Source organism: Halorubrum sp. ASP1 (assembly GCF_005435135.1).
Taxonomy (GTDB): Archaea; Halobacteriota; Halobacteria; order Halobacteriales; family Haloferacaceae; genus Halorubrum; species Halorubrum tropicale.
Genome location: NZ_SGUA01000002.1, coordinates 206,102 through 228,372 on the forward strand (window position 1 = coordinate 206,102; position 22,271 = coordinate 228,372).

23 protein-coding genes and 1 tRNA gene are annotated in these 22,271 nt (G+C 71.4%); 13 read left to right on the top strand and 11 right to left on the bottom strand.

Features of this window, described 5'->3' with window-relative positions; genetic code table 11:
- Positions 1 to 11: 11 nt before the first annotated feature.
- Both ribB and EXE48_RS03580 read right to left on the bottom strand, forming a co-directional pair.
- The gene (gene ribB / locus EXE48_RS03575; RefSeq protein ID WP_137704551.1) at positions 12 to 740 is read right to left on the bottom strand and encodes a 3,4-dihydroxy-2-butanone-4-phosphate synthase; all 729 of its coding nucleotides are present in this window, start codon (positions 738 to 740) and stop codon (positions 12 to 14) included.
- Positions 740 to 1,498, bottom strand: a complete 759-nt coding sequence (locus EXE48_RS03580; protein WP_053772432.1) for a DUF120 domain-containing protein — start codon at positions 1,496 to 1,498, stop codon at positions 740 to 742. The genes ribB and EXE48_RS03580 overlap by 1 nt, the downstream gene beginning before the upstream one ends.
- Positions 1,499 to 1,756: 258 nt before the next feature.
- Between EXE48_RS03580 and EXE48_RS03585 the strand changes: the two genes are divergently transcribed.
- The 6 genes from EXE48_RS03585 to EXE48_RS03605 all read left to right on the top strand — a co-directional run bounded on the left by EXE48_RS03585 (position 1,757) and on the right by EXE48_RS03605 (position 7,764).
- Positions 1,757 to 1,828: transfer RNA gene (locus tag EXE48_RS03585), tRNA-Ala, on the top strand.
- 89 nt (positions 1,829 to 1,917) lie between these two features.
- On the top strand, positions 1,918 to 2,046 hold the full coding sequence (locus EXE48_RS19210; protein ID WP_255510283.1) for a hypothetical protein: 129 nt from the start codon (positions 1,918 to 1,920) through the stop codon (positions 2,044 to 2,046).
- Between the two features lie 91 nt (positions 2,047 to 2,137).
- Positions 2,138 to 2,716: a MaoC family dehydratase gene (locus tag EXE48_RS03590; protein WP_137710747.1), complete on the top strand. Its 579-nt coding sequence runs from the start codon at positions 2,138 to 2,140 to the stop codon at positions 2,714 to 2,716.
- Positions 2,713 to 4,227, top strand: coding sequence for an acetyl-CoA hydrolase/transferase C-terminal domain-containing protein (locus EXE48_RS03595; RefSeq protein ID WP_137704553.1), 1,515 nt, complete (start codon positions 2,713 to 2,715; stop codon positions 4,225 to 4,227). The genes EXE48_RS03590 and EXE48_RS03595 overlap by 4 nt, the downstream gene beginning before the upstream one ends.
- A gap of 190 nt (positions 4,228 to 4,417) precedes the next feature.
- Positions 4,418 to 5,443: a TAXI family TRAP transporter solute-binding subunit gene (locus EXE48_RS03600; RefSeq protein ID WP_137704698.1), complete on the top strand. Its 1,026-nt coding sequence runs from the start codon at positions 4,418 to 4,420 to the stop codon at positions 5,441 to 5,443.
- A 53-nt stretch (positions 5,444 to 5,496) separates the two neighbouring features.
- Positions 5,497 to 7,764 (top strand): TRAP transporter permease, encoded by a 2,268-nt coding sequence (locus EXE48_RS03605; protein ID WP_137704554.1) that lies wholly within the window; start codon positions 5,497 to 5,499, stop codon positions 7,762 to 7,764.
- A 100-nt stretch (positions 7,765 to 7,864) separates the two neighbouring features.
- Here the strand turns inward: EXE48_RS03605 and EXE48_RS03610 are convergent, their stop codons facing one another.
- Positions 7,865 to 9,067: an acyl-CoA dehydrogenase family protein gene (locus EXE48_RS03610; RefSeq protein WP_137704555.1), complete on the bottom strand. Its 1,203-nt coding sequence runs from the start codon at positions 9,065 to 9,067 to the stop codon at positions 7,865 to 7,867.
- A gap of 164 nt (positions 9,068 to 9,231) precedes the next feature.
- On the opposite strand from EXE48_RS03610, the gene EXE48_RS03615 reads away from it, so the two are divergent.
- The 3 genes from EXE48_RS03615 to EXE48_RS03625 all read left to right on the top strand — a co-directional run bounded on the left by EXE48_RS03615 (position 9,232) and on the right by EXE48_RS03625 (position 12,413).
- Positions 9,232 to 10,425 (top strand): MFS transporter, encoded by a 1,194-nt coding sequence (locus tag EXE48_RS03615; RefSeq protein ID WP_137710748.1) that lies wholly within the window; start codon positions 9,232 to 9,234, stop codon positions 10,423 to 10,425.
- Positions 10,426 to 10,523: 98 nt separating this feature from the next.
- Positions 10,524 to 11,852 (top strand): MFS transporter, encoded by a 1,329-nt coding sequence (locus EXE48_RS03620; RefSeq protein WP_137704557.1) that lies wholly within the window; start codon positions 10,524 to 10,526, stop codon positions 11,850 to 11,852.
- Between the two features lie 108 nt (positions 11,853 to 11,960).
- A complete protein-coding gene (locus tag EXE48_RS03625; protein ID WP_137704558.1) occupies positions 11,961 to 12,413 on the top strand; it encodes a universal stress protein in 453 nt (150 codons plus the stop codon).
- Positions 12,414 to 12,422: 9 nt separating this feature from the next.
- Here EXE48_RS03625 and EXE48_RS03630 read toward each other — a convergent pair whose 3' ends face one another.
- The 5 genes from EXE48_RS03630 to EXE48_RS03650 form a co-directional block, all read right to left on the bottom strand.
- The gene (locus EXE48_RS03630) at positions 12,423 to 13,811 is read right to left on the bottom strand and encodes an MmgE/PrpD family protein (protein ID WP_137704559.1); all 1,389 of its coding nucleotides are present in this window, start codon (positions 13,809 to 13,811) and stop codon (positions 12,423 to 12,425) included.
- 66 nt (positions 13,812 to 13,877) lie between these two features.
- A complete protein-coding gene (locus EXE48_RS03635) occupies positions 13,878 to 14,384 on the bottom strand; it encodes a hypothetical protein (protein WP_137704560.1) in 507 nt (168 codons plus the stop codon).
- Between the two features lie 40 nt (positions 14,385 to 14,424).
- The gene (locus tag EXE48_RS03640; protein WP_121600312.1) at positions 14,425 to 15,726 is read right to left on the bottom strand and encodes an RNB domain-containing ribonuclease; all 1,302 of its coding nucleotides are present in this window, start codon (positions 15,724 to 15,726) and stop codon (positions 14,425 to 14,427) included.
- A gap of 80 nt (positions 15,727 to 15,806) precedes the next feature.
- Positions 15,807 to 16,664: a hypothetical protein gene (locus EXE48_RS03645; RefSeq protein WP_137710749.1), complete on the bottom strand. Its 858-nt coding sequence runs from the start codon at positions 16,662 to 16,664 to the stop codon at positions 15,807 to 15,809.
- Positions 16,665 to 16,700: 36 nt separating this feature from the next.
- Complete coding sequence (locus EXE48_RS03650) at positions 16,701 to 17,072, bottom strand: DUF7562 family protein (RefSeq protein WP_137710750.1); 372 nt, start codon at positions 17,070 to 17,072, stop codon at positions 16,701 to 16,703.
- A gap of 171 nt (positions 17,073 to 17,243) precedes the next feature.
- On the opposite strand from EXE48_RS03650, the gene EXE48_RS03655 reads away from it, so the two are divergent.
- Entirely contained in the window at positions 17,244 to 17,726 is a 483-nt protein-coding gene (locus EXE48_RS03655; RefSeq protein ID WP_053772438.1) for a cation:proton antiporter regulatory subunit, read from the top strand.
- 88 nt (positions 17,727 to 17,814) lie between these two features.
- The gene (locus tag EXE48_RS03660) at positions 17,815 to 19,050 is read left to right on the top strand and encodes a cation:proton antiporter (RefSeq protein ID WP_137704562.1); all 1,236 of its coding nucleotides are present in this window, start codon (positions 17,815 to 17,817) and stop codon (positions 19,048 to 19,050) included.
- 449 nt (positions 19,051 to 19,499) lie between these two features.
- On the opposite strand, the gene EXE48_RS03665 is transcribed toward EXE48_RS03660, so the two are convergent.
- Together EXE48_RS03665 and EXE48_RS03670 are read right to left on the bottom strand one after the other, a co-directional pair.
- Entirely contained in the window at positions 19,500 to 19,799 is a 300-nt protein-coding gene (locus EXE48_RS03665; protein ID WP_053772440.1) for a DUF5789 family protein, read from the bottom strand.
- Between the two features lie 301 nt (positions 19,800 to 20,100).
- A complete protein-coding gene (locus tag EXE48_RS03670; protein WP_137710751.1) occupies positions 20,101 to 21,261 on the bottom strand; it encodes an aminopeptidase P family protein in 1,161 nt (386 codons plus the stop codon).
- Positions 21,262 to 21,354: 93 nt separating this feature from the next.
- Between EXE48_RS03670 and EXE48_RS18680 the strand changes: the two genes are divergently transcribed.
- A complete protein-coding gene (locus EXE48_RS18680) occupies positions 21,355 to 21,531 on the top strand; it encodes a hypothetical protein (protein ID WP_167551916.1) in 177 nt (58 codons plus the stop codon).
- Positions 21,532 to 21,643: 112 nt separating this feature from the next.
- Positions 21,644 to 21,874, top strand: a complete 231-nt coding sequence (locus EXE48_RS03675; protein WP_053772442.1) for a DUF7543 family protein — start codon at positions 21,644 to 21,646, stop codon at positions 21,872 to 21,874.
- Positions 21,875 to 21,903: 29 nt separating this feature from the next.
- Here EXE48_RS03675 and EXE48_RS03680 read toward each other — a convergent pair whose 3' ends face one another.
- Complete coding sequence (locus EXE48_RS03680; protein ID WP_137704565.1) at positions 21,904 to 22,257, bottom strand: VOC family protein; 354 nt, start codon at positions 22,255 to 22,257, stop codon at positions 21,904 to 21,906.
- Between the last annotated feature and the right edge of the window lie 14 nt (positions 22,258 to 22,271).

Here is a 22,271-nt window from a genome sequence, read left to right on the forward strand (position 1 = left end):
ACGACGGTCGATTACTTCAGCGCCTCGACGAGCGCCGCGCCCTCGACGTAGGGGATGTCGCGGCGAGCCGCGTAGGCGGCGGCGTCCGCGGGCGCGAGCGCGTCGCCGGTCTCGTCGTCGAGCATCTCGCAGACCACGGCGGCGGGCGCGGCGCCGACGGCCTCGGCCATCGCGAGGCCGAGTTCGGTGTGACCGGTCCGCCCGTCGAGGCCGTCGCGGTCGCCGCGCAGGACGTGGACGTGGCCGGGCGCGCGGAACTCGGCGGCGAACTCCTCGGGCCCGTACGCGGTCGGGTCGTCGCGGACGCGCGCGGCCGCGTCCGCCACCTCGACGATGGTCTTCGCGCGGTCCGCGTCCGTGATCCCCGTGAACGTCTCCCGGTGGTTCACGGGGAGCGAGAACGAGGAGCGGTTGTCGTAGTCGGGGTCGTCGTCGACCGCGGGGTGGTCGAGCGCGTCCGCGAGGAACGGCAGGTCGAACGCGTCGCCGACCGCGTCGCTCACGGCCACGCAGATCAGGCCGCCGGCGTCGTTACGCATGTGCGCGACCGCGGCCTCGTCGACCGCGCCCGCGGGGTAGACGATGTCCGTCTCCCCCTCGCGGTCCGCGAAGTCGTGGACGCAGACCGGGTCGCCGGCGCGGAAGGCGTCGAGCGCGCGCTCGACGGGGTCCGTCCCATCGGCGGCCTCGCCGGCGTCGGCCCCCGCGGCGTCCGGGTCGGCGTCGACGTCGGCGCGCATCAGGCGACCTCCGTCTCGACCGCGGCCGACCCGGGCTCGTCGGCGCGGCTCGCGGGCTCGACGCGGACCTCCACGCTGTCGCCGTCTTCGAGGTCGAGCGCGTCGCGCAGCCGGTCCGGCGCGATCAGTTCGAGCTGGTCGTCGTCGTGGTGGGTCCGGTCGGGAACGATGGCGTGGACCTCCTCGTAGTGCTCGCCGTCCGCGACGAGGGTGACGCCGTAGCAGGTGGCGGCGCCGTAGGTGCGGTCCTCGCCCTCCCACGCGTCGATCGGCACGGCGTCGATGCTCGCCATCTCGCCGCGGCGGCGGACGCTCTCCTCCGTGAGGTTCACGTTGAGCGTCCCCGGGAACGGGTCGTAGCCGAGCCGCTCGCGGAACTGCTCGGCGTAGCCCGGCAGGGTGATGTAGTGGCGTCCCTCGCCCATCCCGCCGGTGACCGCGCCGCGGAGCGAGAGCTCGACGTCCGACTCGAACAGCCGGCGGTAGTCGGCGTACTCCGCGCGGAGCGCGGCCTCGCCCGCGTCCGTCACGCGGACCCACTGCCCGTCGCTGACCACGTCGCGCTCCACGTAGCCCGCGGATTCGAGCGTCTGGAGGCGCCGGGAGGCGGTCTGCGTGGAGGCGTCGAGTTGGTCGCCCAGCGCCGCGCACGACACCTTCGTCTCGGAGAGGCCGCCGACCAGCCCGACGTGTTTGAGGGCCGCGAGCGCGGCCGGATCCACGTCGGCCGCCGCGTCGGTCGCCGTCGCGTCTGACATACCGAACGTTCGGTCGCCCGCGGGCAAAAGAGTAACGAATATGGGATGCGTCTCAAAAACGTTAATTGGTTGCCGGCGGCGAGAATCCGCGTCGTGTCAGCGAATTCGCGCTCGCGGTACGTAACCCCGTCGGTGCCGGCCGGGTTCGCGGGTGTCGGCCGCACCGGCCGAATCCGTTCGGTCGACGGGTGGGACCCTCTCGCGTGCCGGTCGGCGAAAGGTAAGGTACAAATACGAACGGCGATTGCTTCGTCGTGAGGGCTCGTAGATCAGTGGCAGATCGCTTCCTTCGCAAGGAAGAGGCCCGGGGTTCAAATCCCCGCGAGTCCACTCCCGCGCTCACTCCGTTCGCTCGTAGGCCCGTGAGTCCACCTCGTCCGTTGAAAGCGACTAAATACTCTCGGCGAATCCGTCGGCGTATGGGCGTCTCCGAGATACTCGAGGGAACGAACCTCACGCACCGGCAGATGGGGATCATCATGGTCGGGTGGATCCTGCTCGTCACCGTCATCTCCGTCGGCCTGCTGCTGTACACGTCGTCGCTGTAACGCCGGTGCGGCCGGTTCCGGCGGCGCGACCGATCCGGCGGACGGGGCCGCGAGCGCAATCCTCTTTTAGTCGTTCGTTGTCGGGAGCGGTATGGCACGCGACAGCGACGCACACGACGGCGAGGAGACGGATCGCCGGCTGGTCGGCGGCTGGGAGGGACGCTACTACGAGGACTTCGCGGTGGGTGACGTGTACAAACACCCCTACGGGCGGACGGTGACCGAGACCGACAACGTCTGGTTCACCAACCTCTCGATGAACCTCAACCCGATGCACTTCAACGAGGCGTACGCCGCCGAGACGGAGTTCGGCGAGCGCCTCGTCGACGGCACCTTCGTCATCGCGCTGGCGGTCGGGATGAGCGTCATCGACGTGTCGGCGAACGCGACCGCGAACCTCGGGTACGACGAGATCCGCCACCACGCGCCCGTCTTCCACGGCGACACGCTGTTCGCCGAGTCCGAGGTGATAGAGAAGCGCGAGTCCTCCTCGCGCGACCACGTCGGCATCGTCACCACGGAGCTGCGGACGTACAACCAGGACGACGAGCTGGTGCTCTCCTTAGAGCGCACGCCGATGGTGCTCAAGCGGTCGCACGCGCAGCCGAGCGCGGCGCAGCCGACGGGGTGGCCGGAGGGGATCGGCACCCAGCCGGAGGACCTGGAGTGACGCCCGCGCCCTCCGGCCCCGCGGCGCCCACAATTGACGACCCGGTCCCGGCGACACGGCTCGGCGGCGACTTGCCGTTCGCCGCCCCGGAGGAGGCGGCCGCGCTCGTCCCCGAGACCGCGACGCTGCTCGTCTCCGGCTTCGGCGGCGTCGGCTACCCGAAGCTGGTCCCCGAGGCGCTGGCGGCGGCCGACGGCGAGCGCGAGCTGACGGTGGTCTCCGGCGGCGGCGTCGGCGACGAGATCGATCGCGACCTGGTCGAGTCCGGCGACATGGCTCGGCGCTACCCGTTCGTCCCGAACGAGACCTCCCGCGAGGCGGCCAACGAGGGCCGGCTCGCCTTCCACGACCGCCACATCTCTCGGCTCGCCGACGAGGTGCGGTTCGGCGGTCTCCGCGCGGGGATGCGCGGCGAGACGATAGCGGTTGTCGAGGCGGTCGCGGTCGGGCCCGACTGGCTCGTCCCCTCCACCTCCATCGGCCACACGCCCGCGTACGTGGGCGCTGCCGACCGCCTGATCGTCGAGGTGAACCGGTCACAGCCGATCGACTTGGCCCGCGTCCACGACGTCCACGTCCGCGACGACCCGCCGAACCGGGCGCCGATTCCGCTCGACGACCCCCTCGGCGAGACCGGCAGTCCGGCGGTCGAGTTCGACTCCGAGAAGCTCGCTGCGGTCGTGGAGACGGACCGGCCGGACGACCCCTACGAGTTCCGGGACGTCTCCGCTACCGACGAGGCTATCGCGGCGAACCTCGGCGGGTTCCTGGAGGCCGAACTCGACCGCAATCCCCTGCTCGCCGACGCCGTGAACCTCCAGTTCGGCGTCGGCAGTCTCGGGAACGCGCTGATGGGCGCGCTCGCGGACGTGGACTTCGGCGACCGAGACGTGGCGTACGTCGGCGAGGTCGTCCAGGACGGCCTCCTCGACATGCTCGACGCGGGCGACCTCCGCGGCGCGAGCGCCACCTCGCTCGCGCTGTCGAGCGAGGGGCAAGAGCGGCTGTTCGCGGACGTCGAGCGCTACGCCGAGGACGTGGTGTTGCGCCCGGCCGACGTGTCGAACGCACCGGAACTCATCGACCGGTTCGGCGTCGTCGGCGTCAACAGCGCCGTCGAGGTCGACCTGTACGGCAACGTCAACGCTACCCACATCAGCGGTACCCGCGTCGTCAACGGCATCGGCGGCGGCGGCGACTTCGCCCGCAACTGCCGGCTCGGCGTCGTCGCGCTCCCCTCCACAGCGGTCGGCGGCGACGTCTCGCGGGTCGTCCCGCTGACGCCGCACGTCGACCACTCCGAACACGACGCGAGCGTGGTCGTCACCGAGCACGGCGTCGCCGACCTCCGCGGCTTGTCGCCCCGGGAGCGCGCCGCGGAGCTGATCGCGGTGGCCGACCCCTCGTTCCGCGAGGACCTGGAGGCGTACCGCGTGCGAGCGGCGGAGGGCGGCGGCAACACGCCCCATCACCTGCCCTCGGCGTTCTCGTGGGAGTCGACTGAATCGTAACTGTGCGAGATCTGTTTTTCCAACGCGTAAGCAGTGAAAAAACCCGGACTGTTACTCGGACCGTAGTTTCGTTTTCCGGTCGATCCCCTCGCTTTCCGTCAATTCTCGGGCGCGACGATACCCTTTTAGCGGTCCACGATATTGGCGGATCTACATGGTAGATAGTGACAAGACGACTCGACGTGACGTTGTGAAGGGCGCGGCCGCGATGGGCGCCGTCGGACTCGCCGGCTGTTCCGGCGGCGGCGACGGCGGTGACGGCGGCGACGGCGGCGGCGACGTGACGGTCACCATCGGCGGCACGTCCACCGGCAGCTCGACGCAGGCGGCCGGACAGGCGCTCGCCCGCGCCGCCTCCCAGCACAGCGACTTCCTGAACATCTCCGTTCAGGAGACGCAGGGCTGGACGGCGAACCTATACGCCTACGACAACGGCGACATCCCGGCGATGGGCGTCGACAACAACTCGCTGGCGAAGGCGCTCAACGAGGAGGGGCCGTTCGCGGAGGACCCCGTCGACACCCTGCCGAACCAGGGCTTCCTGTTCACCTCGCTACAGATCCACTGGGTCGGCCTCAATGACAGCGTTGAGTCCGTCGCCGACCTTCGCGAGGGCGGCTACACGATCTACCCGATCCAGCCCGGCTTCGGGACGCGGCTGCTCACCGAGGAGATCCTCAAGGAGGCCGGCTTGTGGGAGCCGAACGAGATCCTCAACCTCGACACGGGCGACATTCCCGGCGCCGTCGAGGAGGGTCGCGTCGACGCGCTCTGTCTGTACGGCGCGAACGGCGTCGCCCTCTCCGGCTGGTGTCAGAACGTCGACGTCCGCTCCGGCGGCGGCCTGAACCTGCTGGAGGTCGACGACGAGTTCCGCTCGGTCATCGAGGAGCACCCCGGCGCGATCCTTGAGGAGGTCGAGCCGTACGGGTACGAGCAGGACGTCACCGCCTACACCGACACGATGACGACCTGGTCGCTCGCCGGCCAGTGGGCGTTCAGCCCCGACATCCCGGCCCGCGCGACCGAGGAGATCTGCCGGCTCGCCATCGAGCACGAGGAGACGCTCCGCGAGTCCGACCCGACGACGCTGGAGTACTCGCCCGAAGCGATGACCCAGACCGTGATCCCGGAGATCGACATCCACGCCGGCGTGGCGAACTTCTTCGAGGAGAACGACGTCTGGGAAGACTCCTGGAGCCGCGGCGACGAGTAGCCCCGACGACGCGCGCACAACCACCCTGACCACCCCCTTTCACCCTTTGACGGATGGCCACTAACCCCGACACACCACCCGACCCGACCGATCCGCCGACTGACCCCGACGTAGCGGAGGACAGCCTGCTCGCCGACGAGGAGTCGCTCGACCTCGCGGACGGCGACCGCGGCAGGAGACAGCTCTGGCTGTACCTCCTCTCGCTGCCGCTCTGGGTGGCCGTCGTCTTCGGCCCCACCGTCGTCGCGCCCGCGCTGCTGGGCACCGAGATAGACGGGTCGACGACGATGGTCGGCATCGCCGGCGTCGGCGGCGTCGCCGTCGTGGCCGCGGCGATCCTCTGGCTCGGCTCCGGGATCGAAGAGCGGCTCCGGATGGCGCTCATCTGCTACTCGATTCCGTTCTGGATGATCGTCATGTGGTACTCGTACACCCAGCAGATGCCCCGCGGGCAGTACGCGGTCGCGTTCCTCGGCGGCATCCTCGGGCTGTACGTCCTCTCGGAGCTCGACGAGCCGCTGATCGAGGGGAACTGGATCGAAACGGCGCTGCTCGTCGTCTCCGGGCTGATAACCCTGGGAACGAGCGGCTACCTCTTCCTGAACTACCAGCAGGTCGCGATCGACACGGTCGGGCGCGCGACGGAGGCGCAGATCATGCTGGCGTTCGCGTTCACGCTCGCGATGATCTACCTGACCTGGCGCTCGTTCGGGATCACCTTCCTCGCGGTCGTGCTGATCGGCATCGGCTACGGGCTGGCGGGTCCGCAGATGCCCAGCGCCTTGAGCCACGGCGGCCTGAGCCCCTCGCGCATCCTCCGGATCCTCGTGGTGAGCGTCGACGGCTTCTTCGGCTTCCTCACCCGGTTGGTGGCCGCGTGGATCGCGTTGTTCCTGCTGTACGCTGGCCTGCTGAAGGCGTACGGCGCGTTCGACCTCATCCTGCGGCTGGCGGTCCGCTCGGCGAAGTACGTCGACTCCGGGATCGCCCAGACGGCCGTCATCGCGAGCGCGGTCATCGGCTCCGTCAACGGGAGTCAGACCGCAAACGCCGGGATGACCGGCTCGTTCACCATCCCGCTGATGAAGGAGAACGGGATCAAACCGGAGACCGCCGGCGGCATCGAGGCGGTCGCGTCGACGGCCGGACAGGTGCTCCCGCCCGTGATGGGCGCGGGGGCGTTCATCATGGCGTCGCTCATCACCGGCGTCACCTACGTCGACGTCATCATCGCGGGGCTGATCCCCGCCGCCGTCCTCGTGGTCTCCATCGCGATGGCCGTCCACTACGTGGCGGCCCCGCAGATCGACGACCCCGAGATGGACGGCCTCATCAGCGATCAGATGGACCGCCGGACGATGGTCTTGGAGTCGGTGAAGTACGGCGTGCCGCTCGTCATCTTGATCTACGTGCTGGGCGTGCTCCAATACACGGTGATGACGGCGGCGCTGTACACCGCGCTGTCGATGATCGCCTTCGGGATCGGCGTCCCGCAGATCCAGGCGGCCCTCGACGGCGAGAGCAACCGCGAGGCGTTCGTCGAGACGCTCGAACAGACGATCGACGGCTTCCGCGAGGGGGTCATCGTCGTCGCGCCGGTGACGATCATCCTCGCGGCGATCAACGGCGTCGTCGACATCCTGATGGCGACGGGCGTCCCGACCGCCATCTCGCTCACGCTGCTCGACCTGTCGGGCGGCATCGCCATCGTCGCGTTCATGCTGGCGATGATCATCTGTATTATCCTCGGTCTCGGCATGCCGACGACCGCCGCGTACACGGTCGTGGCGCTGCTCGTCGCGCCGACGCTGATCAACCAGTTCGCGGTGCCCGAGTTCGCGGGCCACTTCTTCGTGTTCTACGCCGCCATCTTGGCGGGGCTGACGCCGCCCATCGCGACCTGCGTCGCGGTCACCTGCGGCATCTCCGGCGGCGGCTTCTGGGGGAGCTGTAAAGAGGCGCTGCGCATCTCCGCGCCGCTTTTCGTCCTCCCGTTCGCCTTCGCTTACCACCCCGAACTCGTCTCCGGGAGCTTCAACTACGCCTCGCTGTCCGCCGGCGTGCTCGCGATGCTCGGCTCGCTCGCGATCATCCACGGGATCAACTACAAGTTCGTGTTCGGCCGCGGGCAGACGTACGGGCTACGGATCGCCTTCTTCGTCGCCGGCGTGCTGGCGATGGTCCATCCGATGCAGATGGTCCAGTTCGGCGCCCTGGCGGCCGTCCTCGCGCTGTACGGACTCCAGACGGTCATCGGCCGTCCGAACCCGCTGGGGACCCTGCGCGGCGCGGCGGGCATCATCTCCGGCCGGAAGCGGTAACCCGGTCGGCGACCCGCTTCCGCGGCCGTCCGTCGTCCTGCTTTCCTTCCGCCCTCTCCGCTCCCTTCTTCACCGTCGTCTCCGCGCCGCGAGCGGTCGCTCAGTACGACCGCGGCAGCCCGAGCACGCGCTCGCCGAGGTAGTTCAAGGCGAGCTGCTGGGTGACGGGGACGAGCCGCGTCAGGCGGGCCTCGCGGAAGTAGCGCTCCACGTCGTACTCGCGGGCGACGCCGAAGCCGCCGTGGGTCTGGACCGCGGCGTCGGCCGCCTCGAACGCCGCCTCGGCGGCGAGGTACTTCGCGACGTTCGCCTCCGCGCCCGCCGCGGTGCGTTCGAGGTCGTCGAGGCGGTCGGCCGCGCTGTAGATCACCTTCTTGGCCGCGAGCAGGTCGGCGTACGCCTCCGCGAGCGGGTGTTGGACCGCCTGGTTGGCGCCGATGGGGCTGCCGAACACCTCGCGCTCGTTCGCGTACTCGATCCCGCGTTCGAGGGCGACCTCGCCGAGTCCGAGGCACTCGGCGGCGATCACCAGCCGCTCCTCGTTGAGCCCGTCGAGGACTTGGTAGAACCCCTCGCCTTCCTCGCCGATCAGGTTCCGCGCGGGGACGCGCAGGTCGTCGAAGTACAGCTGGTAGGAGTGGACCGCGCGGCTCGCGGTCTTCGGAATCCGCTCGATCTCCAGCCCGTTCCCGTAGGCCTCCTCGAGGTCGACGAGGATCATCGAGATGCCGCGGGTGCGCTTCTCCACCTCGTCTCTGGGCGTCGTCCGCGCCATCAGGAGGAGGTAGTCGCTGTCCTCGACCCGCGAGATCCACACCTTCTCGCCGTTGACCACGTACTCGTCGCCGTCCCGCTCGGCCCTGGTCTCCATCGCCGTCGAGTCGGAGCCGGCGTTCGGCTCGGTGAGGCCGAACGCCTGGATGCGGGCGTCGCCGTCGGCGACGCGCGGCAGGAGGTCCGCCTTCAGCTCCTCGTCGGCGTACTTCACGATCGGGACGGAGTTGTAGATCCCGCCGTGGATCGACTGCGGGCCGGCGAAGCCGCCGCCGCTCGCGGCGATCTCTTCCATCATCACCACGGCCTCGCTCGTCGACATACCGACGCCGCCGTACTCCTCGGACACGAGCATGCCCAGCCAGCCGTCGTCGGCGAGCGCGTCGACGAACTCCGTGGGGTACGTCGCCGTCCGGTCGCGCTCGCGCCAGTACTCGTCGCCGAACTCGGCGCAGAGGTCCCGGACGCTGCGCCGCACGAGCGACTGCTGCTCGGTGAGTTCGACCGAGTCCCGCCAGTCCTGCGTCATGAGATCACTTCCCGGCCGCGGCTCATAAGGATTCGTGACCGGGCAGTTCGCGCCGCCGAACGAGCGCTCCGAGGTGCCCGAAGCGGTCGCTCCGCTGGGTCGTCGCGCCGTCGGGTTGCCGCGACGGCACCGCTTATGAACCGGGACGTGGTGGCGGGCGGTGAATGGACCGCTCCTACTGGCGAACCGTCTCCCTGGTGACGCTGTGGCAGGTGTCCGCGAGCGTCTGTTACTACACCGTCTTCGCCGCGACGACGTTCTTCCGCGACGAGTTCGGGCTCTCCCGGCTTCAGGTCGGCCTCGTCGTCACGACGCTGACGCTCGGGTACGCGCTGTTCCTGCTGCCGGTGGGGGCGATAACCGACCGCGTCGGCGAGCGGAAGACCCTCTCGCTCGGCCTCGTCGGCCTCGCCGCGGGGATGGTCTTCGTCGCCGGCGCGCCCTCCTACGCCCTCCTCCTCGTCGCCGTCTTCCTGCTCGGCTCCGTCTACAGCGTCGCGATGCCGGGCACGAACAAGGCGATATACGACAGCGTCCAGCCCGGCCGACAGAACACCGCGATGGGGATCAAGCAGGTCGGCGTCACCGGCGGCAGCGGGATCAGCGCGCTGCTCGTCACCGGGCTCGCCGGGTACCTCTTCTGGCAGGCCGGCTTCCTGATCGCCGCGGGGTTCGGCTTCCTCGTCGCGCTCGTCTTCGGGGTCCTCTACCGCGGCGCCGGCGGCGGGGCGGCGAGCCGTCCGGACCTCCGCGGTTTGGCGGGAAACCGGCCGTACGTCCTGCTCATCGTCGCCGGGCTGTTCCTCGGCGCGGCGCTGTTCACGACCACGGGGTACACCGTCCTCTACGTCGAGGAGTCCGTCGGCGCGTCGGTCGCGTTCGCGGGCACCGTGCTGGCGGTCGTCCAGCTATTCGGCAGCGGCGGGCGGCTCCTCGGCGGGTGGCTCTCCGACCGGCTCCCCGGCGACCCGCAGGTCCGGATCGGCGGCATCCTGCTCGTCCAGACGCTCGCGAGCGCGGGGCTGTTCCTCGTCGTCGCCCGGACCTCAACGGAGGCGACCGCCGCGGTCGCGTTCGCCGCGCTCGGCTTCTTCGTCCTCGGCTTCACGGGAGTCTACTACTCCGTGATGGCGACGCTCGTCCCGGCCGACCAGATGGGGAGCGCGACCGCCGGCTGTCAGGTCGCCTTGACCTCCGGGGCGCTGTTCGCCCCGCCCGCGTTCGGCTACCTCGCGGACACCGCCACGTACCGCGCGAGCTGGACGCTGCTCGCCGGGATCTGTGTCGTCGCTGCCGTCCTCGTCGTCGCCGTCATCCGCGCCGAGCCGCCGGTCGGCGAGACGGCGATGGCGGAGTAGCGACCGCGACGCCGTCCCCCGGCCGGCGCGCCCGACTCTCGGCAACCGCGGCGGCTACCCCCGACGTTATCAGCCGACCCGCCGAACCGTCGGCCGACATGGACGCCGCCGAGCGCCGGATCGTCGGATTCACCGCGGGGTCGCACGGGCTCGTCCACACCTACGAGCTGTCGATCCCGATCCTGCTGACGGTGTGGGTCGGGAGGTTCTCGACGACCGCCGCCGCGCTCGGCGTCGTCGTCACGCTCGGCTACGGGCTGTTCGGCGTCGGGGCGCTACCGGGCGGCATCCTGGTCGACCGGTTCGGATCGAAGCCGCTCATCCTCGCCTGCCTCTTCGGGATGGCCGGGTCGTTCCTGCTCGTGAGCGTCGCGCCGACGCTCCCCGTCCTCACGGCGGCCATCGCGATCTGGGGGCTCACCGCTAGCGTCTACCACCCCGCGGGGCTGTCGCTGCTCTCGAAGGCGGTCGAGCAGCGCGGGACCGCGCTCGGCTACCACGGGATCGGCGGCAACCTCGGCATCGCGCTCGGCCCCCTGGCGACCGCGCTCCTGCTGTTGGCGTTCGACTGGCGGCTGGTCACGGCGACGCTCGCGCTGCCCGCGCTCGCCGTCGCGGCGTACGGGATCACCGTCGACGTGGACGCGGCGCTTCCGTCCAAAGACGAGAAGGATCCGGACGGGGTTGATCCGGACGTGGGGGACCCGGACGTGAGGGGCCCGGACGGGGAGGACCCGGACGGCGAGTCGAGCGACTCGTCCGGCGGGACCAAAGGCGAGGTCTCGCTGTCGTCGATCGCGACGGACACGCGGCTCCTGATCGCCGGCGGCTTCCTGATCGTGTTCGCGTTCGTCACGTTCAGCGGGCTCTACTACCGCACGTTCCTCACGTTCCTCCCGGACCTCCTCGGCGACGTGCTGGGCGGCCTCGTCGACCTCCCGATCGTCGACCCCGAGAGCCCCTACGCCGACCAGTTCGACGTGGGCCGGTACCTCTACGTGGCGGTGCTCACGGTCGGGGTGCTCGGCCAGTACCTCGGCGGCCGGATCGCCGACCGCGTCCCGCCGGAGCGGGGCCTCGTCGCGGTGATGGCCGTCCTGTCGGCGCTCGCGCTGCTCTTCGTCCCGGCGACCGGCGCGGTCGCCACCTTCGTCGCGGTGTCGCTCGCCCTCGGCGTCGCGCTGTTCACGGTCCAGCCGCTCTCGCAGGCGACGGTCGCGGCCTACTCGCCGAGCGAGGCGCGCGGCCTCTCGTTCGGCTACACGTACGTCGGGATCTTCGGGATCGGTGCGCTCGGCTCCACGCTGGCCGGGACGGTCCTCACCCGCGCCGGGCCCCGGGAGCTGTTCGTCGTCCTGGCGGTCATCGCGGGGCTCGGCGCGCTGGCGGCGACCGCCGTAACCCGGTTCGCGACGCGCCGGGACTGATCCGGTGCGCCGTCGCCTCATCCCCGACTGACTCGCCGAGGACGCGGCGTTCGCGGGTCCTCGGATCCGGCGGGGGTATTTAACAAGGGCGGCGTTCAACCCAGTCGCATGTACCACGTCCTGTTGCCCGTCGACATCGAGACGGACCGCGCGCTCTCGCAGGTCGACATCCTCGAATCGCTCCCGGCCGAGGCCGCGGAGATCGAGGTCACGCTGTTGCACGTGTACGAGTCCGTCGACGCGCCCGCCGACGAGGCGGGCTCGTCGGTCATCGACGAGATCAACGAGTCGATCGAGGACCTCCGCGGGATCCCCGACTCGCTGGAGGCCGTCGAGGCCCGGCTCGACGAGCTCGGAATCTCCCACGATCGGGCGCTCCACGTCGGCGACGCCGCGGACGCGATCCTCGCGGTCGCGGCCGACCGCGACGTCGACTCGATCGTGCTCGGGATGCGCGAGCGCTCCCCGGTCGGGAAGGCGCTGTTCGGCAGCGTCAGCCAGTCCGTCATCCTCAACGCGGACCGACCGGTAATCGTCGGCAAGCCGTCCGCCGAGGACTGAGACGCCCCCTCACTCCGCCGTCGCCGCGTCGACGAGGTCCGCGACGGACCGCTCGGGGAGCGACTCGACGACGGCCGCGAGGCGGTCGGCGTCGACGCCGCTGCCCGCGAGCAGCCCCGCCGCCTTCGCCTCCGTCTCCGCGGCCGACATCGGCTTCTCCGGCTCGCCGAGCGGGACGCGCACCGACGCCTCGCGCGTCTCGCCGCCGGCGGTCACGGTCACCCGCGCGCCCCACTCCTCGGGGAACCGCGCCTCGATCGCCGGGTCGGTCTCCACGCTCGTCGCGCCCATCAGCCGACGGACCGCGGGGTCGTCCCACCGCGGCGGGCCGTCGAGGCGCCCGACCGCGCGCAGGAACGCCTCGGCGTCGGCGGTCCCCTCGGTCAGCGTCACGGCGGCGGCGAACGGCGCGGAGAACTGGCAGTCGACGAACCCCTCTGGGCGCCGCTTCGCCGCGATCGGCTCGCCCGTGAGCCGGACGCCCGCGCTCGGGATCGCTATCTCGATCCCCTCGACCGCGTCGGGGTCGACCGCGGGGGCGATCTCCCGGAGCCCGTCGATCGCGGCGTGGAGGTAGCGACAGCAGGGGTACGGCTTGCGGCCCGTCTCCGCGACCGCGTCGTGCTCGCCGATCCGGTCGACGGCGGCGGGGTTCGGCTCGTCGGAGTAGCCGGACAAGAAGCCGTGCTCGCCGTCGAGCGGGTCGGCCGCGCCGACCACCCCGGCGGCCGCGAGGTCGGTCGCCTCGATGCCGCGGCGCGCCGCGAGGCCGGCGTGGAGCCGCTTGTTCCACGCGCCGTTCGCGAGGAACTGGAGCGAGCCGGCCGCCTGGCTCCCCGCGATCCCGAAGGCGTCCCGAAGTTCGCGGGCGTCAAGGCCACGGACCACGCCCGCCGCCGCGACGGCCCCGAACGTCCCGCAGGTCGCGGTGACGTGGAAGCCGCGGTCGTAGTGGGCGTCCGGCCCGACCGCCTCGCCGACGGTACACGCCACGTCGTAGCCGGCCGCGACGCCCGCGCGGAACCGGTCCGCGGGCGTCTCCGGGCCCTCTCCCTCGGCCGCCGCGAGCGCGGCCGCGATCACCGGCGCGCCCGGATGGAGCGAGGAGGCGAGGTGGGTGTCGTCGAAGTCGAGGCTGTGCGCAAGCGCCCCGTTCGCTAGCGCCGCGTCGGCCGGGGTCAGCCGCTCGCCGCTCGGGAGGACCGTCGCGGCGACGTCGTTCTCGGGGTCGGGCGTCGGCCCCGCGATCTTCCGGACCCCGTCGCGGATCGCCGGGGTGGAGTCGGCGTGGGTCGCGCCGCCGATCGCGACCGCGAACCAGTCGAGGAGGTGCGCCGGGAGGTCCGGCCGGTCGGCGTCGACCGACAGGCAGTGGTCAACGATGCGCTGGGTTACCATGGCAGCGGGTCGTCGCCGCCGGCAATCAAGGTTCGCTCCGCGGCAGCCGCGCGCCGCGCACGGCGGTTAGTCGTCGCGGTCGTCGTCTCCCTCGTCGTCGGCGACTCCGCCCTCGTGGTCGGCATCTTCCGCCCCGCCTGCGACCTCTTCTTCGTGGTTACCGTCGCTCCCGTGGTCGTCGCTCTCCCCGCCGTCGCCCTCGTGAGCGTGCGCGCCGGGGTCGTCGTCGCCGTCGGCCTCGCCCTCGGATTCGACGTCGATCGTCACGGGTCCGTCGTCGGTCGGGTCCGATTCGGACTCCGTCGCCTCGTGGCCGTCCGCGTCGCCGTCGTCACCGAACTCGTCGCGGTCCGCCGACTGTAGTTCGCTCAGGGCGTATCCGACCGCGTAGCCGGTCGAGCCGCCGAGGAAGGCGCCGATGCCGGCGCCGATCGGGCCGCCGCGGGCCCCGAGGACGGCCCCGGTGAACCCGCCGACCGTCGCCGCGCGCTCCGCGTCGCGTTCGGGGTCGCCGGTCGGTTCGAGCGGGTCCTTCGCGTGCCGGTCCGCGTCGCCGTGGTCGTGGGCGTCCATACCACACCTTGCGGCCGCACGGGCCTATATCTCTCGCCGCTCAGGCGGTGTGCTTCGCCTCGTCGGCGTCCTCGACGACCTCGACGCCGCGGTTGTTGACCGCGTAGGGATCGAGCCCCTGCTCCTGGAGGAACTGCTTGTAGAGCCGCTCGGCGGTCTCGCCGTCCTTCTGCTTGTCGCTGGCGTGGTCGCACAGCTCGACGAGGGTCTCGGGCACGTCGTTTTCGTGGACGATCCAGTGGTTGATCGTGTCGGAGAGCCGCCTGATGGGCGAGGTGAAGTGGCCGTAGATGTCGAAGTTGAGCGCGTGGTGACCGCCGAACGGGTCGTTCATGTACTTCGCCCGAGGCATCACCTTCAGCACGGCGCGCTGGATCTTGTTGAGCTGACGCTCCGGCGACTCCTCCAAGGCGGCGTTGACCGCCTTCCGCGGGTCGTCGCCCCACGCGTTCCCGGGGATCGAGACGCCGTCGAGCTCCTGGATCTCCTTGAGCGCCTCGTTCCACTGGTCCGGGGTCGGCTGCGGGTGGACGCGGTACATCGCCTCGACGCCGCGGTCCCACATCAGCGTGTGCGTCACCGCCTTGTTCGCCTTCAGCATCGACTCCTCGATGATAGTGTGCGCGCGGTCGCGGCGAGGGTTCAAGACGAGCGAGCCGTCCTCCTTGCGCTGCTCGTGCATCCGGTCGGCGAGCTCGAAGGCGAGCTGGTTCTCCTCGCTCAGGGGGAGGTCGGGGTCGTCGAGCCGGTTCTCGCACTCCTTGTAGGTGAGCCGCTCGTCGGAGTTGATGACGGACTTGTAAATGTCGATGTCCTCAAAGGAGAGGGTCTCCTCGTCGATCTCCATCTCCACGGTGTGGGCGAGCCGGTCCTCGTTCGGGACGAGCGAGCAGACGGTCTCGGCCAGCACCGGCGGGAGCATGTGAATCGTGTAGTCGGGCAGGTAGACGGTATTGGCGCGCTCGACCGCCTCCTCCCACATCGCGGTGTCGGGCGTGACGTAGTGGGTCACGTCGGCGATGTGGACCCACAGCCGGTAGGCCCCGTCCTCGCGCTCGATGGAGATGGCGTCGTCGAAGTCCTGCGCGTCGACCGGGTCGGTGGTCCACGTGGTGAGGTCGCGGAGGTCCTCGCGCTCGTCGATCTCGGCCTCGATCTCCTCGTAGACGCCCTCGGTCCGGGCCTCGGCCTCGCGGAGGACCTCGCTCGGGAACTCGTCGCGGATCCCGAACTCCTCGAACAGCTCCTCGCGCTTCTCCGCGAGTCGGTCCGCGAGCGCCGGCGTGATCGTCACGGGGCCTTGGTCCTCGGCGGACCCCGGCTTCGGCTCGTCGTCTGACATACCTCCACCAACGCGGGTGCGTTAGAAAGGCCTGTCGGGCGGCGTGAGGCGGCGCGCGGCGCCCGCCCGAGCGTCGGGGCTCAGACGGCCGCCGCGAGCAGCGGCGCCAGCGTCGCCCCCGCCACCGCGAGCGCGACCGCGCCGAGGACGACCGGGACCGCCGACGCGCCGACCAGTCGGATCGCGGTCCGGCGCGCGGTCGCGTCCGAGACGACGAACGGCGCGCCGTCCGCGACCCGCGACTTCACCTCGCCGACCGGCGCGTCCGGGAACGCCGCGGCGTCGCCGACGACCGTCACCTCGTCGCCCGGGCGGAGCGTCCGCTGGACGTACCGCCGCCGCGGGTCGTCGCCGATCGTGAGCGGGCCGACCTCGTACCCTGTCTCCGTGTCGTCGACCCCGTCGACCGCCTCGATGAAGCCCCGGACGCGCTCGGGGGGCTCCTCGCCGGCGTCGACCTCGACCTTCTCGTCGACGTCGAGCGAGAACGTCGCCGCCGCGGGGTCGACGCGGACGCCGGTCCCGCCGGCGTCGACGCGGAAGAGGACGCCGGCCTCGCCCCCGTCGATCGTCACCCACGACTGCCCCTTCCCCTGGCTGCGGAGCTCGGACACGTCGTACTCGACGCAGAGGCACGGGTCGCCGCCGAACGGCGCCGGGAGCGTCTCGTCGTCGACCGCGGCGGCGCGGCCGGTGACTCGTATCTCCCGCTCCGCGCCGTCGAGTCCGGCCGGGTCGGTCGGCGTCGCTCTGAAGACCCGGGCCGCGTCGCGGGCGCCGCTCGCGCCGCGCGCGAGGAATACGAGTCCGAGAACCAGCGCGACTGCGCCGATGGCGGTCGGGACGGGGTCGACCGCGCCGACGGCGGTCGGGACCGAATCGAGGGAGTCGACGGCCGCCGGAACCGGCGTCGCGGCCGCTGCGTGGAGGGCACACATACCTACCGTCGGAGTACTGATCCGCGCCTGGTAGAACTACCGGTCGCGGTCGGAGCGGTCGCGGTCGGAGCGCGTGCGGTCCGACCGGCCGCGGTCCGACCGGGCGCCCGCGTCGCCCTCGCCGCTCCGGCCGCCGTCGTCCGCCACCGCGTCGACGTAGCGGCCCAGGAACTCCTCGTCGCTGAGCCCGTCCGCCTCGATCGACCGGAGCAGCGATTCGAGCCCGTCGCGCGGCTGGTGGCAGATCTCGTCGTCGCAATCGGCACAGAGGTACTCGAACTCCTTGTCGCGCCGGCTCCAGCGGTCGCCCTCCTTGTCGTACTCGCGTGCGTCCTCCCGCAGCACCGAGTCGCCGCACGCGATACACACGACCGTCCGCCGGTCCCGACTCCCGCGGGAGCCCCACATACCCGTCCCCTCGGACCCGGTCCACTTAGCGTTTGGTGCGACGACCGACGCGCGTCCGACGCGGGCGCCCGCTGGGACTCGGACGGCCCGTAGCGGGCGACGCGTCGACCGGACTCGTCCCCCTCGCCCGGCGACGTACAGACATATTACGGTGGGCTCTCTGTGCTCCGTATGACGATCACCGAGTCCGACCTCCCCGGGGTCGGGAAAAAGTTCGAGATCGAGCTGGGCGGCGGCGAGGAGATGGTCGTCGTCATCCACAACACGGGTAAACGCGAGGTGTTCCGGCGCACCGACCCGGACGCCGACTCGGAGAAGGCGTTCGAGTTCTCCGACGACCTCGCGCGCACGATAGGCTCGATCATCGAGGGGGCGTACTTCCAGCCCGTCGAGCCCGAGACCCAGGAGACGACGCTGCCGGGCGGTATCCTCCTGGAGTGGTACGAGCTGCCCCCGGGCTCGCCGCTCGTCGGGGAGACGCTGGAGAGCGCCGACATCGGCAACCGAACCGGGCTCGCGGTCGTCGCCATCCAGCGCGACGACGAGGTGCTCGACAGCCCGGGCGCCGACACCACCCTCCGCGAGGGCGACACCCTGATCGGGGTCGGCACGCCGGAGAACTGCGAGGCGTTCGAAGAGATACTCACCGAATGACCGGCCGATTCGGCGCGTCGCCCCTCGGCGCCGCGGCCGCCCCGGGCGGTCCGGTGACCGCGTCCGTCGGCGCTCGGGGTGAGCGGTAGTGGCGCTGCTCGACGTCGGCGTCATGTTCGTCGCGGTCGCGGCCGCCGGCGCGGTCGCGAGCCGCCTCGGCCAGTCCGTGATCCCCGCGTACATCCTCGTCGGGACGCTCCTCGGGCAGTACGTCCTCGGACGGCTCTCGCTCCCGGTCGTCGGGACCGCCTACGTCCCCGAGACGGAGTTCATCTCCCTCGGCGCGGAGCTGGGGATCGTCTTCCTGCTGTTCTTCCTCGGCCTGGAGTTCAACCTCGACCGGCTGCTCGCCCGGCGGGGCCCGATCGGGACGGCCGGGACGATCGACCTCGCGAACTTCGGGGTCGGGCTCGTCCTCGGGTGGCTCGTCTTCGGGGCGTTCCTCCCGGCGTTCCTGATCGCGGGGATCGTCTACATCTCCTCGTCGGCGGTGATCACGAAGTCGCTCATCGACCTCGGCTGGATCGCCAACGACGAGGCGGAGCCGCTGCTCGGCACCCTCGTCTACGAGGACCTGTTCATCGCGGTGTACCTCGCGGTCGCGTCCGCCCTGGTGCTCGGCGGCGGCGACGTCGCCGCGGCCGCCGCGGACGTCGGGATCGCGGTCGGGTTCATCCTCGTGTTACTCGCCGCCGTCCGCTTCGGCACGCCGGCGTTCGACCGGCTGGTGGCGACGGACAACATGGAGTTCGTCGCGCTCCGGGCCGTCGCCGCGGTCGTGTTCGTCGCCGGCGCGGCGCTCACGCTCGGCGTCAGCGAGGCGGTCGCGGCGTTCTTCGTCGGGATGGCGTTCTCCGCGACCGGACGGGTCCACGACATCGAGACGATCCTGGAGCCGGTCCGCGACGTGTTCGCCGCGGTGTTCTTCTTCTGGATCGGGCTCGTCACCGACCCCGCGCTGTTCGCCGACGTGGCGGCGCTCGTCGCCCTCGCGGTCGTCGTGACCACGCCGACGAAGGCCGTCACCGGCTACTTCGCGGGGCGCGCGTTCGACCTCGACGCCCGGCGCTCGACGCGCGTCGGACTCGGGATGACCACCCGCGGCGAGTTCTCGCTCATCATCGCGACCGTCGCGGTCTCCGGCGCGGAGGCCGGCTCGTTCGATCCGGCGCTCGCGGCGACGATCAACGCGTTCGCGGTCGCCTACGTCCTCGTGATGGCGGTGCTCGGGACGACGCTGATGAGCCACTCGGCGCCGTTCGAGTCGCTCGCGACCTCGTGGCTGGATCGGGACGTATCGGACGGCAGTGGGGCGAGCGGATAGGACTTCGGCGACGCAGCTCCTCGTTTGCCTGGTAGCGACTACGGACCGGTGACGAACACTGCCAAAGCCCCAGCGGTGAGGCGGGCGCACGCTCGCCGCGGTCCTCAGTCGGTCGCTCGCTTCGCTCGCTCTCCTCCCTGCGGTCCTTACGTCGTCACCAGAACGCAACGCGTTCTGATTGGCTCACGAGAGCTTCGCTCTCGTGAACGCCTGCGCCCGCCTCACCGCTGCCCCTTTGATTCCCACCCGACCGCGACTGCACGGCACCTCGCGCCTCCCCAGCCTCGCGGTTCGCTCCGGGTTCCCTTCGGTCGCCCGTCGCTCACCGCGTCCCTCGCGCGTGCGACTCGCGCCCTGTCGGGCGCTCGTCGGCACGCGCCACCGCCAGGGAGCAGACATCTCTTGTCGTCTCGGCGGTCTCGTAGAAACGGGGTCGCCGCCCTCGGCGCTTACTCGGTCGCGACCGGGCCGCGGCCGACGACGTCCTCGACCGCTTGGAGGAAGTCGCTCCGGCTCTCGAAGAGGGGCACCTCCGAGTCCGCGAGCACGTCGTCGAGCGTCTGCGGGCCGTCGGGCGTCCGGATCTCGGCGTCGCCCTCCTGTTCGCGGACGTCGCTGCGCGTCGCGGGCCACGTGAGCCGCGACGCGACGCGGGCGACCGGCTCGCCGGCCACGTCCGGCCCGTCGCCGAGTTCGACGGCCGGCGCCGCTTCCGCCTCCTCGTCCTCGTCCGCATCGGTGTCGCTCATGACCCGCGGTTCCGCTCGGGCGACACTAATGGTTTCGATGCCGTCCGGTCGCTCGCGGGGCGATCCCCGCCCGCTCGGTCCGACTGGGGGAATACACCCGGAATAATTCGGTAATACTGTTATATCATCCGGCTACATTTACCGGTTGGGGGCACGGCACACGACTCCCGTACTCGCGTGTCGAACGCCGGCACGCCGGTCTCCGCCCTTTCCGTTCACTACACCGGCGCCGAGCGGCGCGGCGCCCTCGGCGACGGCCACGGCCACGCGTCGCCGGTCTCGCGGCTCGCCTCGCCGCCGGTCACTCCCACCCGCGGTCGGTCCGGTTCAGGCGCTCGCAGCCGTCTTCGGTGACGACCACGAGGTCCTCGATCCGACAGCCGAACCGCCCGTCGAGATAGATCCCGGGCTCGACGGAGCAGACCATCCCCGGCTCCAGCGGGCGGTCGTTGCCCGCGACGAGGTACGGCTCCTCGTGGACGTCCAGGCCCACGCCGTGGCCGGTCCGGTGGACGAACGCGTCGCCGTACCCGGCCGCCTCGATGACCTCGCGCGCGGCGCGGTCGACGGCCGACGCGGGGACGCCCGGCCCGACCGCCTCGACGCCGGCCGCCTGCGCCTCGCGCACGACCTCGTGGACCTCGCGGTACGCCTCGCTCGGCTCGCCGCCGAAGGCGAGCGTCCGCGTCTGGTCCGACGGGTAGCCGTCGACGCGCGTCCCGAAGTCCAAGACGACCGGCTCGCCCGCCCGGATCTCGCGGTCGCCGTGGCCGTGGTGGGGCCTCGCGCCGTTCTCGCCCGCCGCGACGACCGTCTCGAAGCTGATCCCGCGCCCGCCGCGCTCGGTCAGCCGGTCCGCGATCCAGTCGGCGAGCGCCGCCTCCGTCATCCCGACCGCGTCGGCGCCCAGGTCGCGGAGGTCGCCGACGACCGCGTCCGCGACCGCGGCCGCCTCGCGGAGGGCCGCCAGTTCCGCCTCGTCCTTCCGCACCCGGAGGTCGGCGAGCGCCTCGCTCGCGAGCCCCCACTCGGCGTCCGGTGCCGCCGCGCGGAGGTCCTGCGTGAACCGCGCCCACATCGTGTCGTCGACGAGGAGCCGCCCCGAGTCGAGCCCGCGGTCGGCGAGCAGCTCGCGCGTCGCCGCGACCGGGTCGTCGCCGTCGCTCCACGTCCGGACCTCCCCGACGGTCGTCGCCTCCCGGACCTGCGTCTCGTACAGCGCCGGGGCGAGCAGCGCCGGCTCCGGGTCGGCCGCGCTCGCCGCCGGCACGACGAGGAAGAAGTGCCGCTCGCCCGGCTCCTCGGCGAAGCCGGTGAGGTACTGGAGGTTGCGGCTCGGGAACGCGACCAGCCCCGCCGCGCCGGCCTCGTCCAGCCGCTGCGCCGCCAGCTCGCGCCGCCGCTCGTGCGGGTCGGCCGGTCGCTCCCCTCCCGACCGGTCCGCGTGTGCGTCGTCGGTCACGGGCCGGGGTTCGGCCTCGGTATATAAGTAGGGTGGCCTTGCGGTGACAACAAGCGGCGCATAACTACGATGGATCGGTCGCTATGTGATAGCATGTCGACCGAGAACGCTGCGACCTTCGACTGCCCGGAGTGCGACGTGAGCGCCCCCTCGACGTCGGTGCCGTACGACTCGCTCGGCTACGTCCTCTGTCCGGTGTGCGGGTACGCCGCGTCGCCGAGCGCCGGTCGGTCGCCGAGCGCCGGTCGGTCGCCGAGCACGGGCGACTGACCTCACCGACGCCGGGTGCCGGACCCGGACCCGGACCGCCGGCCGGCGGACGGTGCGCGCTCGGCCGCCGCGGAACCGCACCGCTTTAGCCGCGGGGCGCGTCCGCCCGGGTATGAGCTGGTCGCTGGAGCGCGACGACGGCACGGTCACCGAGTGGGAGCGATCTGACGGGTACGCGACCGTCAGGCTCCGCGAGCGCTCGGCCGGCGGCTTCGTCGTCCGCCTCGACGTGATGGAACAGGCGACCGACGAGTCGGCCTACGAGCGCGAGCGGTTCGACGGCCGGGACGCGGCCGAGGAGCGGGCGGCGGCGTGGCGCGAGGAGCGCGACCTCGACGGGTAGGGCGGGCCTCCGACACGCAGAGCGGGCACCTACTCGATGTCGACGCCCTCGTCGAGGAAGACCTGACACTCGACGGTCCGCCCTTCGGGGTCCTCGGCGAAGCACTGGTAGATGTCGTACGTCTCGTTCTCTCGCGGTTCCGTCACCACCGCGTCGCCGAGCCGCTCGCTCGCGGCGTCGACCCCGTCGCGGTCCGGGTAGACGAAGGTGAGGATGCCGCCGTCGTCGGCCGCGTCGCGCTCGCAGAACCCGAACAGGAACCCGTCGAACGCCAGGATCGTACAGTCGGGCTGTTCGAGCCGCACGGTCGCGTTCAGCCGCTCGCGGTAGAACTCGACGACCGCCTCGCGCCGCTCCGTCGCGTGGAAGACGATTCCGGTCACGTCCGTTCGCTCGG

Bases quoted from the DNA above. Each gene is read 5' to 3' on its own strand.
- EXE48_RS03580 (WP_053772432.1), bottom strand. From the start codon at position 1,498: ATGTCAGACGCGACGGCGACCGACGCGGCGGCCGACGTGGATCCGGCC.
- ribB (WP_137704551.1), bottom strand. From the start codon at position 740: ATGCGCGCCGACGTCGACGCCGACCCGGACGCCGCGGGGGCCGACGCC.
- EXE48_RS03650 (WP_137710750.1), bottom strand. From the start codon at position 17,072: ATGTGGGGCTCCCGCGGGAGTCGGGACCGGCGGACGGTCGTGTGTATC.
- EXE48_RS03615 (WP_137710748.1), top strand. From the start codon at position 9,232: ATGGACCGCTCCTACTGGCGAACCGTCTCCCTGGTGACGCTGTGGCAG.
- EXE48_RS03630 (WP_137704559.1), bottom strand. From the start codon at position 13,811: ATGGTAACCCAGCGCATCGTTGACCACTGCCTGTCGGTCGACGCCGAC.
- EXE48_RS03610 (WP_137704555.1), bottom strand. From the start codon at position 9,067: ATGACGCAGGACTGGCGGGACTCGGTCGAACTCACCGAGCAGCAGTCG.
- EXE48_RS03625 (WP_137704558.1), top strand. From the start codon at position 11,961: ATGTACCACGTCCTGTTGCCCGTCGACATCGAGACGGACCGCGCGCTC.
- EXE48_RS03640 (WP_121600312.1), bottom strand. From the start codon at position 15,726: ATGTCAGACGACGAGCCGAAGCCGGGGTCCGCCGAGGACCAAGGCCCC.
- EXE48_RS03675 (WP_053772442.1), top strand. From the start codon at position 21,644: ATGAGCTGGTCGCTGGAGCGCGACGACGGCACGGTCACCGAGTGGGAG.
- EXE48_RS03645 (WP_137710749.1), bottom strand. From the start codon at position 16,664: ATGTGTGCCCTCCACGCAGCGGCCGCGACGCCGGTTCCGGCGGCCGTC.
- EXE48_RS03605 (WP_137704554.1), top strand. From the start codon at position 5,497: ATGGCCACTAACCCCGACACACCACCCGACCCGACCGATCCGCCGACT.
- EXE48_RS03655 (WP_053772438.1), top strand. From the start codon at position 17,244: ATGACGATCACCGAGTCCGACCTCCCCGGGGTCGGGAAAAAGTTCGAG.
- EXE48_RS03590 (WP_137710747.1), top strand. From the start codon at position 2,138: ATGGCACGCGACAGCGACGCACACGACGGCGAGGAGACGGATCGCCGG.
- EXE48_RS03635 (WP_137704560.1), bottom strand. From the start codon at position 14,384: ATGGACGCCCACGACCACGGCGACGCGGACCGGCACGCGAAGGACCCG.
- EXE48_RS03665 (WP_053772440.1), bottom strand. From the start codon at position 19,799: ATGAGCGACACCGATGCGGACGAGGACGAGGAGGCGGAAGCGGCGCCG.
- EXE48_RS18680 (WP_167551916.1), top strand. From the start codon at position 21,355: ATGTCGACCGAGAACGCTGCGACCTTCGACTGCCCGGAGTGCGACGTG.
- EXE48_RS19210 (WP_255510283.1), top strand. From the start codon at position 1,918: ATGGGCGTCTCCGAGATACTCGAGGGAACGAACCTCACGCACCGGCAG.
- EXE48_RS03620 (WP_137704557.1), top strand. From the start codon at position 10,524: ATGGACGCCGCCGAGCGCCGGATCGTCGGATTCACCGCGGGGTCGCAC.